At 53.8% G+C, this 13,057-nt stretch carries 13 protein-coding genes; 5 read left to right on the top strand and 8 right to left on the bottom strand.

The features are described from left to right. The 3 genes from ACN0RL_RS12870 to dapE are packed head-to-tail and all read left to right on the top strand — an operon-like array spanning position 1 to position 2,512. Positions 1 to 342, top strand: coding sequence for an ArsC family reductase (locus ACN0RL_RS12870; RefSeq protein WP_417517387.1), 342 nt, complete (start codon positions 1 to 3; stop codon positions 340 to 342). A gap of 18 nt (positions 343 to 360) precedes the next feature. Continuing rightward, complete coding sequence (gene dapD, locus ACN0RL_RS12865; RefSeq protein WP_417517385.1) at positions 361 to 1,389, top strand: 2,3,4,5-tetrahydropyridine-2,6-dicarboxylate N-succinyltransferase; 1,029 nt, start codon at positions 361 to 363, stop codon at positions 1,387 to 1,389. After that, positions 1,376 to 2,512: a succinyl-diaminopimelate desuccinylase gene (dapE, locus tag ACN0RL_RS12860; RefSeq protein ID WP_417517383.1), complete on the top strand. Its 1,137-nt coding sequence runs from the start codon at positions 1,376 to 1,378 to the stop codon at positions 2,510 to 2,512. Before dapD ends, dapE begins: the two co-directional genes overlap by 14 nt. A 71-nt stretch (positions 2,513 to 2,583) precedes the next feature. On the opposite strand, the gene ACN0RL_RS12855 is transcribed toward dapE, so the two are convergent. Further along, positions 2,584 to 2,802: a SlyX family protein gene (locus ACN0RL_RS12855; RefSeq protein ID WP_417517381.1), complete on the bottom strand. Its 219-nt coding sequence runs from the start codon at positions 2,800 to 2,802 to the stop codon at positions 2,584 to 2,586. A 255-nt stretch (positions 2,803 to 3,057) separates the two neighbouring features. On the opposite strand from ACN0RL_RS12855, the gene ACN0RL_RS12850 reads away from it, so the two are divergent. Next, positions 3,058 to 3,612, top strand: a complete 555-nt coding sequence (locus ACN0RL_RS12850) for a cold-shock protein (RefSeq protein ID WP_417517379.1) — start codon at positions 3,058 to 3,060, stop codon at positions 3,610 to 3,612. A gap of 99 nt (positions 3,613 to 3,711) precedes the next feature. On the opposite strand, the gene ACN0RL_RS12845 is transcribed toward ACN0RL_RS12850, so the two are convergent. The 3 genes from ACN0RL_RS12845 to ACN0RL_RS12835 all read right to left on the bottom strand — a co-directional run bounded on the left by ACN0RL_RS12845 (position 3,712) and on the right by ACN0RL_RS12835 (position 5,995). Further along, the gene (locus ACN0RL_RS12845; protein ID WP_417517377.1) at positions 3,712 to 4,086 is read right to left on the bottom strand and encodes a hypothetical protein; all 375 of its coding nucleotides are present in this window, start codon (positions 4,084 to 4,086) and stop codon (positions 3,712 to 3,714) included. Beyond that, on the bottom strand, positions 4,058 to 5,479 hold the full coding sequence (locus ACN0RL_RS12840; RefSeq protein WP_417517375.1) for a hypothetical protein: 1,422 nt from the start codon (positions 5,477 to 5,479) through the stop codon (positions 4,058 to 4,060). Before ACN0RL_RS12840 ends, ACN0RL_RS12845 begins: the two co-directional genes overlap by 29 nt. Positions 5,480 to 5,554: 75 nt before the next feature. Further along, positions 5,555 to 5,995, bottom strand: a complete 441-nt coding sequence (locus tag ACN0RL_RS12835) for a VOC family protein (RefSeq protein WP_417517373.1) — start codon at positions 5,993 to 5,995, stop codon at positions 5,555 to 5,557. Positions 5,996 to 6,050: 55 nt separating this feature from the next. Between ACN0RL_RS12835 and ACN0RL_RS12830 the strand changes: the two genes are divergently transcribed. After that, positions 6,051 to 6,947: a DUF1853 family protein gene (locus tag ACN0RL_RS12830; RefSeq protein WP_417517371.1), complete on the top strand. Its 897-nt coding sequence runs from the start codon at positions 6,051 to 6,053 to the stop codon at positions 6,945 to 6,947. A 65-nt stretch (positions 6,948 to 7,012) separates the two neighbouring features. Here the strand turns inward: ACN0RL_RS12830 and ACN0RL_RS12825 are convergent, their stop codons facing one another. The 4 genes from ACN0RL_RS12825 to ACN0RL_RS12810 form a co-directional block, all read right to left on the bottom strand. Next, positions 7,013 to 7,882, bottom strand: coding sequence for a hypothetical protein (locus tag ACN0RL_RS12825; protein ID WP_417517535.1), 870 nt, complete (start codon positions 7,880 to 7,882; stop codon positions 7,013 to 7,015). 257 nt (positions 7,883 to 8,139) lie between these two features. Beyond that, positions 8,140 to 11,613 (bottom strand): toxin VasX, encoded by a 3,474-nt coding sequence (locus tag ACN0RL_RS12820; protein ID WP_417517369.1) that lies wholly within the window; start codon positions 11,611 to 11,613, stop codon positions 8,140 to 8,142. Then, on the bottom strand, positions 11,610 to 12,437 hold the full coding sequence (locus ACN0RL_RS12815) for a DUF4123 domain-containing protein (protein WP_417517367.1): 828 nt from the start codon (positions 12,435 to 12,437) through the stop codon (positions 11,610 to 11,612). Before ACN0RL_RS12815 ends, ACN0RL_RS12820 begins: the two co-directional genes overlap by 4 nt. Continuing rightward, positions 12,434 to 13,057: bacteriophage T4 gp5 trimerisation domain-containing protein (locus tag ACN0RL_RS12810; protein ID WP_417517365.1), on the bottom strand; the 624-nt coding region annotated here is incomplete at its 5' end. The genes ACN0RL_RS12815 and ACN0RL_RS12810, both read right to left, overlap by 4 nt.

Raw genomic sequence — 13,057 nt, 5'->3', positions numbered from 1 at the left:
ATGAAGCTGTATGGAATCCGGAACTGCGACACCGTCAAAAAGGCCCGAAAATGGCTTGATGAAAAAGGTGTTTCCTATGAGTTTCACGACTTCAAAAAGGAAGGGCTCGACGAGGCTCGACTGAGCCAATGGGAAAGCGCGGTTGGCTGGGAACTCCTTTTGAACCGCAGAGGCACTACCTGGCGCAAACTCAGCGACGAGGTTCGTGATACCATTAGCGCTCAATCTGCCCACGACATCATGCTTGAAAACACCTCCATCATTAAACGGCCGGTGGTCGAGCATGATGGATCCGTTTATGTCGGCTTTAACGCTGACGACTGGGCAACACTGATTAACTAAAACAGGAGCAATCACCACATGAGCTTTGCATTCGGTATCGGTATCGGCACCCAAAACAATCAGGGCGAATGGCTGGAGGTTTTTTACCAGCAGCCGACTATGACCCCCGAAAGAGAGCTGATCGATGTGGTAGAGGCTACCCTCGACTACAAGGGTGGCAACCAGGCTATCCACGCAACTGCCGAGCAGCTGGTGCAGTTTGCCAACGCTCTGCGCCAGATCGGCGCAACGGATCAGGCTTCTTTGGCGGAAAAAGCAGCCGGCAGCAAACGTCCGGTTGTTGTTACAGTTCTGGAAACGGATGACACCGCATCCAGCACACCCGAGGTCTACCTCAAGCTACACCTGATCTCCCATCGTCAGGCCAAGCCTCATGGCGTTAAACTCGATGGTATCTTCGGGCTGCTGCCGAACTTGGCCTGGACCAACGAAGGCGCTATTGATCTTAACGAACTGCCGGAGCGCCAGCTGAAGGCACGCCTCGAAGGGCGCACCCTGGAAGTCAAATCCGTAGACAAGTTCCCGCAGATGACAGACTACGTGGTACCCAAAGGTATTCGCATTGCAGACACAGCCCGCGTACGTCTCGGAGCCTATGTGGGCGAAGGCACAACCGTTATGCATGAAGGCTTTATCAACTTCAACGCCGGCACCGAAGGCACCAGCATGATTGAAGGCCGCATCTCGGCGGGCGTTATGGTAGGTAAGGGATCTGACCTTGGTGGCGGTTGCTCAACCATGGGCACCCTGTCTGGCGGAGGCAACATGATTATTTCCGTTGGTGAAAACTGCCTGATCGGCGCCAATGCGGGTATCGGCATACCTTTGGGCGACCGCTGCAAGGTTGAAGCGGGTCTGTACATAACGGCCGGTACGAAAGTTGCCCTGCTGGATGACAGCAATGAGCTCGTAGAAATTATCAAAGCTCGTGATCTGGCCAACACTCCGGACCTGCTATTCCGCCGCAACAGCCAGACCGGCGCGGTTGAGTGCAAAACCAACAAATCCGCGATCGAGCTGAATGAAGAGCTGCATGCAAACAACTGATTCTCAAACCCTCGAACTGGCTATCGATCTGATCAGCCGGCCATCGGTAACACCGGATGATGCCGGCTGCCAGGAACTGATGATGTCCCGGCTGGCGCCTTTGGGTTTTACCGGGGAACACATGCACTTTGGCGACACAGACAACCTCTGGGCCCGCAAAGGTTCAGAGGGGCCAGTGCTGGCTTTTGCCGGGCACACCGATGTGGTCCCCACAGGGCCGGAAAGCAAATGGGCACACCCGCCGTTTGATCCCGTTATCAAAGACGGTTTTCTGCATGGGCGTGGCGCCGCTGACATGAAGGGGAGCCTTGCGGCTTTCATCACTGCCTGCGAGCGCTTTGTCACTGCTCATCCGAACCATCACGGCTCTATTGCCCTGCTGATCACAAGCGATGAAGAAGGCCCGGCCCAGAACGGCACCGTAAAGGTGATTGAAGCACTCGAAGCCCGCTCGGAAAAAATGGACTGGTGCCTGATAGGCGAGCCCTCCAGCACCCGGGATGTCGGAGACGTGATCAAAAACGGCCGTCGCGGCTCATTGCACGGTTATCTTACGGTGCAAGGGGTTCAGGGCCACGTGGCCTATCCGCACCTTGCGGAGAACGCTGTTCATACGGTTGCGCCTGCCCTGCATACACTGGCTAATGAGTTCTGGGATAACGGCAACGATTATTTCCCGCCCACAACCTTTCAGATCACGAAAGTTGAAGCCGGCACCGGTAGCAACATCATTCCCGGCGAGTGCCTTGTGCACTTCAACTTTCGATACTGCACTGAAAATACGGCGGAAAGCCTTGAGGAGCGCGTGGTAGCCGTTCTTGACAGGCACAATCTTAAATACGATTTGCAGTGGCATCTCAGCGGTCGACCCTTCCTGACGGATAAAGGTGCACTGGTCGCCGCCTGCCAAAGTGCCATCCGAAACGTGACCGGGCGCGAAACCGAGCTTTCGACGACAGGCGGCACGTCTGACGGGCGTTTTATTGCGCCCACCGGAGCCCAGGTTGTGGAGCTTGGACCGATAAACGCCACGATTCACAAGATAGATGAGTGCGTGAAAGCCGATGACCTGGATACGCTCTCCCTGATCTACGAACGGATACTTGAAGAGCTGCTGACCTGATCGGGCTTTAACAGACTGACTGACGCACCCGAAATGCCGAAGCAATTGCTTCGGCATTTTCGTTCACTGGATCAGTAGTGAGGCGGAGGCGTTTCTTCCTCTTCACTCTTCAGGTTGGAAGGCGACATATCTTTCAACTGGTTATGCAGCAACCGCTTTGCGTTCCAGAGTTCGCGGATATCCATTTCCTGTTTTGTCACCTGTTCGCTCAGGATATTAATAATGTCGTCCTGAAACGCCAGCCGCGTTTCAAGCTCGTCCAGTCTGGCTTGCAGATCGTTATGGCTCATCGGGTACTAAAACTCCCTCGCATCAATCGCTCACGTGGATGATTGAAGAATGTGATCAAAAGCACTCTATAAAAGGCAATGCATGTTATGACGGTTTGGTAAGCGGTCGGGATAATCTGTTATCATGCCGCTTTTGCCCGCCAGAGCTTCCGTTTTCCCGGAAATCAGGCGGTATTCACTGGCCGGGTGTGCGATTTTACCCGATATCCGGTTTTTTATCGTCAGCGTTAATAAATAACGGAGAATTCTCAATCAATGCGTAATCCAGCCAAAGCGATCCTTGTTGCTCTCCTGATCGCTATTCCAGCACCGTTGGTACTTGCCCTGCTGCTCTCGTTTACCCCTGAGCCACTTCGCCTGATCGCCATTGGCGAATTTGTAGAGGCTCTTGGCAGCACCCGCGGCATCGCCGCATACATCATTACCTTCATTGTTTTCGGTATTGCAGGTTTTCTGGCCGTCACATTCTCAGCCAAGCAACAGGCTACCCGTAACACATCTCAGCGCGGCAGTTCACCGTCACGGAGCCAGAGTTCCAATCAGAGTTCTGGCCAGAACTATACCGACGAAGATGACGGCTACGATGACAACAGCCCGGAAGGCGACGAAGAAGGTACTGTTAAGTGGTTCAACGTTAAAAAAGGATTCGGCTTTATCGTTCGTGAAAGCGGAGACGAAGTCTTTGTACACTTCCGCGCTATTCGCGGCAGTGGCCGTCGGGTACTGCGCCAGGGCCAACTGGTTCGTTTCAGTGTAGTTGATGCGGATAAAGGCCTGCAGGCAGATAACGTTTCTATTCTGAGCGAATGAAACGTCGATTGACGTAAAAAAAGGCAGCCCCCTTGTTATCCAGGGGCTGCCTTTTTTCGTTTGAGGCTGTTCAGTTGCAGCTATTCAATTCAAGGCTATTCAATTCCAGACTACGAGTTGTTCGCCCCGACTATCCAGTCGCCACCATTTCTCATCTTCTGCCGGCTCACCCTCTTTCCATTCTCCCGGGCTGCAGCGCACCTCGGTATCCAGAGCTCTCCATGCACTCCGCGCACAATCCAGATCATTGTTCCAGGGCAGCCGTGCGCCTTCAATAATCAGTGACGTGTAGCGCTTACCAAATGCTTGCGGATACAGCGTTATTTTCAAGGGGGCTTCGCCGAAGCAGGCTGAGCCTTTTATAACGGATGAAACATCACTGTCATCAAGAACTAACTGCTCAATATGACTGTTCAGCCAGCGGCAAACCATGCCTGCTTCCAGGTCACGAATGTAGATTTCCAGGTCCTGCACTCGCAGATTCTCCATACTGATGATCACAATGGAGCACATAGTGAACCGGCCCGCGTCGCGCTGCAACCCAACGCTCCAATTCCTGACGCATGTCTTCTAAGGTAAGCCGGCGCAGCGTACCCGCAGCTTTGCGTTCATGCCATGCCACTTCAGTGGCAGCACGAAGCAGGCTGACCTCTGCAAGTGACGTCTCAATCTCGTTTACAGACTCCTGCCGCGCCATAGCCACCAGGCTTTGGCGCCGGAGCGTATCAACCTGACCAGAAAGAGCTACCGACCTGGCCGCACCGCGCCGCGCAAACAGGTCTAGCCTTGCGGCTGCGCGCTCAACCCACTGCAGCATCCCGCCCGGCGAGCTGACGCACCGACTTCGACGCGAAGCCGCAAACTGGGCGACCGGATACGGCAGCTGAACATTCCAGCGGCGCTCAATCGCTGCCTGGTGAGCGACCAGAATAGCCTTACGCTGCTTTACACTCGAAAGGGGCATATCGAACGTTTCCAGCGCACGACCCAGGCGCTGCTCCAGCAAGCTGCAGTATTCATCGCTGTCTGTTGCATCAGGCCCCAGAAGAACCAAAGGTCCCTTCCAGCGCAGAACCATTTCCGATGCAAGGCCGTTGGGAAGATCTATCAGAGCCAGTAAATCCGAGGGCGTCACGTTATCAAGAACAAGAACGGGCCAAGGTCTTCCCGCAGCCACAGGAATCACTGCGAGATCACTGGCCATTAGCTCGGTTTCACGGCGCAGATCTATTTCGACATAGGGTTGCGCCAATGACGACAGCAGCGAGCTCAGCCAGGAGGACTTCCCTGCGCCACGCTCGCCTCTGATCCAAACCAGAGCGTCAGGTGTAGCAGCAAGTGTGATGGCGACGTCTTCGGCCAGCTCGATCCACTCCGGATCGGTAATCACAACTGGCGCTGCTTCATGCTGCTCAATACCAGGTTGCTCTGGATTGGCAAAGGTTTGCGCCGCAGCACCCGCTTCAGGCCAGCGGGAAACCAGTTCAAGCACCGCAACATAAGCCTTTCCCTGCAAACGCTCCGCATTACGCGCAAGCACTTCCAGAAGCTGGGGCCAGTCCAGCCAGGCTGGCGTGCCAAAAGCTTCACGCGCTGTCGCCAGCCAGTAAACCAACTGGGAGGAAAGCAGATCTTCACCGCCCACCTCAGTCACCATGGGTTGCTCGCACTGAATGGTCCGGATCAGCTCATCCATGTCTACACCCGCACCGCGCAGAAAATTACTTGCGCAAGGGCTGCAATCCAGTAATGCAAGCAGGAAATCTTCAACCGTGATCACCGCACCGCCGCGGCGATCGACATCATCGCGGGCGCTCAATAACGCGGCCTGGCATTGAGGTGTGAGGCATCCCTGCCAATCTTCCATGAAACATCTCCCTGTTTTATCGCATCATCCTGATGCCATTAAAGTTATTTTGATAAGGTTTGCAAACACCCGTCCTTACCAGGTTCCCGTATTTTCCATACTCGCCCAGGGCTCTTTGGGCGCCAGCGCTTCGCCTTTCTGCAGCAACTCTATCGATATATTGTCAGGTGTGCGGACGAAAGCCATATGGCCATCCCGAGGCGGTCTGTTAATGGTCACACCGTTTGCCTGCAGGGTCTCGCACAAATCATAGATATCATCCACCCGGTAAGCCAGATGACCAAAATTGCGACCGCCAGAGTATTCCTCGGGGTCCCAGTTATAAGTCAATTCAAGCATCGGAGCCCGGTCTTCGCGTGCCCGGGCCTCATCTTCCGCGGCTGCGAGAAATACCAATGTAAAGCGCCCCTTCTCACTGCTTGTGCGATTGATCTCAACCATACCAAGCAGATCGCAGAAAAAATGCAGGGTTTGCTCGAGGTTGCTTACACGGATCATTGTATGTAGGTATTGCATATTTTCTCCTGCCAGCTCGCCTTTATTAATGAACAGTTTACGGTATTCTGGGGGAATGAATGCAAATCTTGCCTCTGATCTGATCAATTCTTACCACACACCAGCGATACGACACCTTGCGTGGTTGTGCCAGGCACCGCAGCTGATGCGCTCGCCAATCACATTTGTGCCCGCACAGCATCTGCCCTCAGATTATCCCGATATCCTCAAAACCTGGGACCGGGACATTGAGGTTGCTCCATCATTGCTCAGCGAACCACCACAACGCCGCCTGGGTTTCTACTTCGAGCGACTCTACCAGGTTGTTCTGGAAGACTTGCTTGGCTGGCCCATTCTGCTGAAAAACACGCAAATCCAGTCAAGCGGGCGCACCATCGGCGAACTGGATTTCGTGGTGCACAACAAGAAGGATGATCGCATCGAGCACCACGAAATCGCGATCAAATTCTATCTCGGTGTGTCAGAGCGAGCCGGCTCAACGCTCTGGTACGGACCCAATGCCCGAGACCGGCTGGATATGAAGACAACCAGTCTGCTGGAACAGCAGAGCCGCCGCACACAACTCCCCGAAACAATCGCACTGCTATCGGAATTCCATATAACCGGCCCGTTAACGCCCCGGATTTTCATGCCCGGATACCTGTTCTACCCCGACGACCAACCCGCAATAACGCCTGAGTATGTTCCGGCTGAGCACCTGCGCGGGCGCTGGATGTACGCGCACGATGCTGCAGCAAAGGACACGTCGGAATGGGTTGTACTTAACAAACCACACTGGATTGGTAACTGGTTCCAGAGTGAGCCGCCGGATACAGAGCATACCCGGGAGGCTCTGCAGCGTGTCGGGAGCAAATCTGTTCCGCAGCTGTTCGCTGTGATGCAGCGAGATCAGCAAAAGAGAAAATGGTTTGAGACCGACCGGGTGTTCGTGGTGCCGGAAACCTGGCCGTGAAGCTTCTATCATAGCCTCCCTGGCTCTCAATCAGATCAACTCGTCGCTGCCATCCTGTCCCTCACTCATGCCGTCATTTCTTCTTTTGCATCGGCCTCCTTGCTTACGAGTGCAAAAATTTCCAGGACAGGCTTCTCAGGGTGTGCCTTTCGCAACTCCGATACACGCCTGCTCTGACGCTTTAGTTCGTCACTGGGCTTTGCCCGCTGGGCTTCCGGTAATGGTTCAGACCAGTCAGACATTTCTTTTGGCAGAGTATTTTGGCTCATGCGCTTGATCTTTTTGACCTCCCATTCCACCAGTCGGTTCGGAATCGTCCAGAAAGTCATGAGGTGGTACAGGTACCAACCAATTAAATAAACGACGCCCCGCTTGCCGTCCCTGTATTCATCATGAAGGCGTTTACGGGCGTTGCGGAAAACATGAACGCCTTCCCACGGTGGATCATCCGGCCCCTGAAGTTCCAGTGGATCCTGAATCTCCTTCAGAGTGTGAACTTCATATTCCATGTATGCCCGGATCGCTTCCCAGTTGCTGATCGCCAGCGGCAGGCCGGGAGTCTCAAATTCCAGAGTGTATTTCTCGCCGGTTTCAGGGTGGTAAAAGCCAATACCGAAGCCGTACTGCCGTTGCACGCCATATTCGGTAACACCCTGAGCTTCCGTAACCCAGGCAACCAGTTCTTCCCAGGGGACGAAGATCGGTTCTTTCTGCCCCTCGGGTACGAAACACACTTCGCGGCGTTGGCGGTTGAAGCGGGTTGGGATTACGGATTCACGTTTCAGATGCTCTCGGTACCAGATACCGAGGCCAACGAAAACGAAAAAACTACAACCCCAGATGGCAAGCGGGAAAGTGATGTCAAAAACGCCCCAGAAAGCATGGATTCCATCGGGCCAACCGTTCCCTAACCAATAAAACAACAAAAAGGACATCAGGGGAATAAGAAAAGCAGTAAATAAAAAGCAGAAAAAGGGCCCGCCCAATACCATTTGTAGACCAAACACTGGGGTCATCGCCGCCCCGAAATCCAAATAACCATCCCTAAGCTCTCCCACAACATAGCAATGGTCTACCGCCGGCAGACCCGTCGGCAGTGGCATCGGTGACAAAAAAGTCAGCCGACCACTCGGGAAGGGTTCCGAACGCCCCGCGCAAGGCGGTAGCTCTGACTGATTGGTTTTCGCGTTCATCAAAGGCTATCCATCACTATGAATGGTTGGCGGAGCTTCCACCAAGAAATCTCAGCTTTCGGTGCGTCCTGCAAAGGCATCAGGGGATACAGGCTGTTTGGCGTCACTTTCAGCATATACACAGCGCCCTTATAAACCCCATCTGCTTGCAGAGTTTCGAGTTTGACCAATAAGCTCAGTTCGCGAGTTCGGATGCCATGCCGAGTTTTCTCATGGACCGGCGACCTGAAAACCAGTTTTAGATGCCCGGCACCATTCGCTGATTCGAGATTAGCCAAAATCGCACCAGTACACGGTACCCAGGTTTCTGGATGGAGGGAAAACATCCCCCTTTGCCCTGGCTGAATTCGCCAAGCAGCGATCGACACCCGGTAAGGCGGCTCACCCACCAGGGGATCCAGCAGACTATCCTCAGGCAGGCTATGGCAGTTTAACTGCAACTTTGATGATTCTTCGCCTTTCCCTGTTATTTCATCAAGGGTGACACTGTTACAAATCTGGAAAAGTGCTTTTTCGTAGTCTTCAAGCGAGCCGTTATGGAACTGTTCAAGCTCCCGAGACCAAGGTGTGGTTTGCAGCCAGCGGTCACGCTCACTTAAGTTGTAACGGTTATAAATCCAGGTACCACCCAATTCAAAAACCGTAAACACCAGCCCTGCCAAATTCAGGCGCGCAAACATACCAGATAAAGTTTGGCCCGCAGTAGCCCAGGCTTGTGCACGGGTAAATCCCTTGCTGACATGGCTGACGGCTAATCCTGTGCGTACGGTGCGTACGAACCCGTAAGAATTTGTAACAGCTAGTCCCCCGCTGCCGATCATGCCCAGTGCCGCACCAGCTTGGGCTTTCGCATTACCAACTTGAACCGCTCTCGACCAGTTTTCACGATGCTTATAGACACCAATGCCTGCGCTGAACGCACCAAAAAGATACGCAGGAATGCCCAGCCCCACATGCAACTTACCCATTTGTATATGTGCACTTTTCAAGGCACTTCGCTGCCAAGCATTGGAAAGAGCCAGAGCTCTAGCACTGTATGCTGTATCCATCAAACCCTGAGCGGCTAGGAAACCTGCACCCGAAGTACCAAGAGCACTTTCCGCTACTCGAGCATAACTACGGTCCGACGCATCTTGAGCCCTGACCTCGCCAACGGCGCCAACAAGATTAACCAATTGCGCTACGAACACCATTGCCCCAAGCCCATCCCCCATCAAGTTCACCCGGGGAGCCGAAGCCAAACCCTGCCGAAAATGCCCAACCAAGCGCCCCAGCTCTTGCTGTTCAAGTGCAGGCAGAACCAGCGTCAGACCAGCACGTCCGGTAACAGCTGTTTCCAGTTTCAGCCCCGTGGCGGTTTCTTCAACCGGGCTAAGGGCCGCCGCCACGCGTTTACCAATTTCGCGATGTTCTTCGCGGGTGGCCTTGAATTCAGCCACCAACCCTTTGGCTCTTTCCGAATGATGGCCGTGGGTTGATTTCGCTACAGCATGGTCGCTCTGAAGCTGCTTCATCCGTTGATCAAGCTGCAACATTTTTCTTAGGTTGTCCTGGAACGTCGATAGCTCGATTTTCGACGCAATGCGGAATTCCGCTTTGCCCTTATCTATGGCATCCAGCATGCCTCGCTTGAAGAAATAAGGCAGGTCCCGAAAAAGATCGTCCAATTCAGGCAAGGCCTGGCTTTCAATCGCTTTGTATAGTTCTCCAATAGCGCGCCCCTTGGCGAGGGCAATAGCCGGAGTGATGGTATCCCCTACTGCGTCAGCTTTTTGTTGAATTAACCGCGAGTAGTTGGAAAAATCCGGGAGCTTGTCTTTTTCCGCTCCTCTTATGCGTTGCGCCCAATCTGCCGCACGGGTTACTACGGCGTAACCGGCGGAGGTAAACGCAGCGTAGGTTTTCGCCAGCTCACCGTCGGAGGACCGATCACTCCCTGGCAGGGTCTGAAACAGTGGACGACTGTATTGTGGGTTCTTTTTCAACCACCCCAGTACGCCTTCACTCGCCTCATCGGAACGGCAGATGTCTTTAAGACAGGCGTATTCCAGATCCAGGGCTGCCTCGAGTTGCGCCTTGTCTTCCGGGTCAAAATACCACGCTGCATAATGGTAGCGATTGTCTGTCAGAAGCTTTACTCGGTCGTCCGTTATAGCCGTCAATAGCGTCTGCCAGCGCGCAAGCTTAGTGCGCTGAGCAATCATGAACTGGTCCATGGCTCCACGATCGATAAGATCATTGACCCCACGATGGCCGAAACCTTGCCCCTCCAGAATCATCTTCAGGTGGTCGCGGTAGCTCTTCTCCAGAGCAATAATGCCGTCGATGTGGGCGTCCACAAAATCCGTTGGCACCCCTTCCATTGCTTGTCGCAGATACCATTCATCCACCGCTCTCTGCATTTTGGGAATAATGCCATAAGCGTTAGTTCGGTTGGCTGTCCCCCGAATATCATCAACTCTCGTTTTAATCTCAGCAGGAAGCGAGGCATCGTCAGGGCCTGGCCGCTTCTCGTCTTCCAACTGTCTCAACGCCGACAGCAAGGCCGACCGGGTATCCGAACGATCACCTTCTGACATGGCTTCCAGATCCGCATGCATGGAAGCCATGGCAGGATGGTCTGAATTAGCCATCATGGAATCCAGACCCTTTTCATCCAGCAGGCTCATGAATTCGATCAATGTGCCAAGAACGTAATCTCGCTCGCTGTTTCCATCTTCTGTCCAGCTCTCAATCCAACCCACGACATCGTCCTGATGCTGGGCAAGATCCAGCATAACGCCTACATCGTCCCTCAGGACCAGGCAGAGACAATTTGAGGTATCGTCAATGCCTTGCTGCTTGATCAGCTTGCCGAACCGGCTTTTATGGTAATAGGGCTGATTTTCCCAGTGATAAGGTTCACTTTCCTGTGGGTGGGCACCTTCGACTGGCTCCGGGGTATCGTCTTCGGCAAACTCAGCTACCCGTGCTTTCGCCTGGTCCGGGGTAAGAAGGTACTTGCCGCCGCTTAGCGGTGAGGCATTGGTAAGGTCGATTTTCTGTAACAACGCATCGCGCTCTTCCGGGTCATCCAGCACCTGCGCTTTTTTTCGTGAAGTCCACGCAACCTCAGAAAAAGCGACATACAACGTATGAGATACAGGGTACTCAAGCCTGCCACCGTTATGCCCAGTAAGGTCTCTGTCTTCATGAAGATACTCATGAAGCTGCCCTGAATCGGCATCCAGTACATACACGTAGCCATACCTCAGAAGGCGATAACCAATGGGGCGGGAGCTCAATGAATATGGATAGCCCGGGTCAGTATCAACAGGTGCAGCTTCCACTCTGCCGTAACGAACAGGCAGTAGATGAACAGTTTTCAGCAATGGACAGGAGGCAGGCTCATCAACAGGCGTGCCTGGCTGCTCCCAACACAACAGATCGTTGCTCGTTCGGTCATTATCAGGGCGTTGGATCCTTGCCATCATTCATCCTCGATCCATCGGGAATGCGGGTTCAGTAGGGGCCTTCCGCCTGTCTGGCCGGGTACTGTATCGAACAGGAACTGCATAACCTGTCGCAGGCTGCTGCACCCAGCGTCAAGTGCATCATCCAGACTTTTCCGGAGTGCCGAATAGGCATTACACAACCGGAGGCCACCTAACTGACTGCGCACCGGTTCTTCAAGACTGTCCCATATACTCAGCGCATCTTTGCGCCGGTTAAAGTCTTCGAAAGCGCTCATTAATTCCGGCGAAACGGTTATTCCTTTTATTTGATCATCTGTCGCTCGTGGCCAGATGCCCCGCGGTTCGATCACGTGCCACTGCTGATGGATACGATCCGGTACGATCAGCCGCTCCACCACAAAACTGGAAGAACGGGTCAAATTGTTCCCGATAACTGATCGGGCAAGCGCTGGGTGAGCAATACGCACCAACTCTTCACACTCTGGCGCCGTCACAATCTGCAGATGAGATCGCATCCAGCGCGTAAAGGTCGTACGATCTGTGGCAGAAATCAGCAAATAGCCTTGTTCTTGTGCAGGCCCCTTCTCCAGAAAACCCTCCAACACCGGGTCTTCGGGCCCACTTAACCAGACAAGCCAGGGAGACAGATCCGAAATTGCCTCCCAGCGGGTTGCAGCATACAGGCACTCTGCACTGATCGGCTGATCGCCAGCCCATTGGTAAATCTTTTTGCCAGGTTCCGGAGTGGCGACACCATCCAGAATTAGCCCAACAGCGCCATGTTCAGGCCATTGAATATGATCAAATGGCGAATCAGAGATTGGTAAGTAGTCAGAATTCATGTGCTACTCACCTCACAGAGAGGGCATATTGAATTGCCCTTCGTTAGCGCAGCTAGCTGCGACTCCACATTGATTGCCCTGACGTTTTTTCGCTGCGCCACTTCTTCCAACATCAGTTTCGAGGGCGGTATGGGCTGGTCGCTGTCAATAAACTGCGGCATTACAGGCATCTCAGAGCTCTGTCCCGAACCACTCCCGGCGCTCCCCCCAGAATTAATGTTGATCCCCGGCCCACTCAACGTAACCCCACCGGGGTCCAGCTTGATAAAGCTACCGCCACCGGCAATGGTGAGTTCAACGCCGGCATCCAGCACTACTTTGGCTCCGGCCTTGTGGTGAATCTCATTGCCGGCTTCGCACAAGGTCGCGCCACCGCATCTCTGGTAGAAGGTGCCACCTATGCTCTGGCTACAATCTGCGCCGATGGCCTGGCGTTTTTCGCCATCTATGGTTTGATGTTCGTTGCCTTTTAAATGGCTGAAACGGTCGTTTCCGACCGTCAGATGACTGTCGTTCCTGATGACTTCGGTGCGGTTGTTTTCGGTGAGCAGGTCCAGGTCTTTCTGGGCGTGGATGTAGACCTGTTCCTTGTCGGCCTCGTCTTCAAAGCGCAATTCGTT

The organism is Marinobacter sp., assembly GCF_048259445.1.
Lineage (GTDB): Bacteria > Pseudomonadota > Gammaproteobacteria > Pseudomonadales > Oleiphilaceae > Marinobacter.
Note: the sequence above shows the minus strand (reverse complement) of the source record. Positions and strands in the feature narration are given on the sequence as shown.

Bases quoted from the DNA above. Each gene is read 5' to 3' on its own strand.
- ACN0RL_RS12870 (WP_417517387.1), top strand. From the start codon at position 1: ATGAAGCTGTATGGAATCCGGAACTGCGACACCGTCAAAAAGGCCCGA.
- dapD (WP_417517385.1), top strand. From the start codon at position 361: ATGAGCTTTGCATTCGGTATCGGTATCGGCACCCAAAACAATCAGGGC.
- dapE (WP_417517383.1), top strand. From the start codon at position 1,376: ATGCAAACAACTGATTCTCAAACCCTCGAACTGGCTATCGATCTGATC.
- ACN0RL_RS12855 (WP_417517381.1), bottom strand. From the start codon at position 2,802: ATGAGCCATAACGATCTGCAAGCCAGACTGGACGAGCTTGAAACGCGG.
- ACN0RL_RS12850 (WP_417517379.1), top strand. From the start codon at position 3,058: ATGCGTAATCCAGCCAAAGCGATCCTTGTTGCTCTCCTGATCGCTATT.
- ACN0RL_RS12840 (WP_417517375.1), bottom strand. From the start codon at position 5,479: ATGGAAGATTGGCAGGGATGCCTCACACCTCAATGCCAGGCCGCGTTA.
- ACN0RL_RS12835 (WP_417517373.1), bottom strand. From the start codon at position 5,995: ATGCAATACCTACATACAATGATCCGTGTAAGCAACCTCGAGCAAACC.
- ACN0RL_RS12830 (WP_417517371.1), top strand. From the start codon at position 6,051: ATGAATGCAAATCTTGCCTCTGATCTGATCAATTCTTACCACACACCA.
- ACN0RL_RS12825 (WP_417517535.1), bottom strand. From the start codon at position 7,882: ATGTCCTTTTTGTTGTTTTATTGGTTAGGGAACGGTTGGCCCGATGGA.
- ACN0RL_RS12820 (WP_417517369.1), bottom strand. From the start codon at position 11,613: ATGATGGCAAGGATCCAACGCCCTGATAATGACCGAACGAGCAACGAT.
- ACN0RL_RS12815 (WP_417517367.1), bottom strand. From the start codon at position 12,437: ATGAATTCTGACTACTTACCAATCTCTGATTCGCCATTTGATCATATT.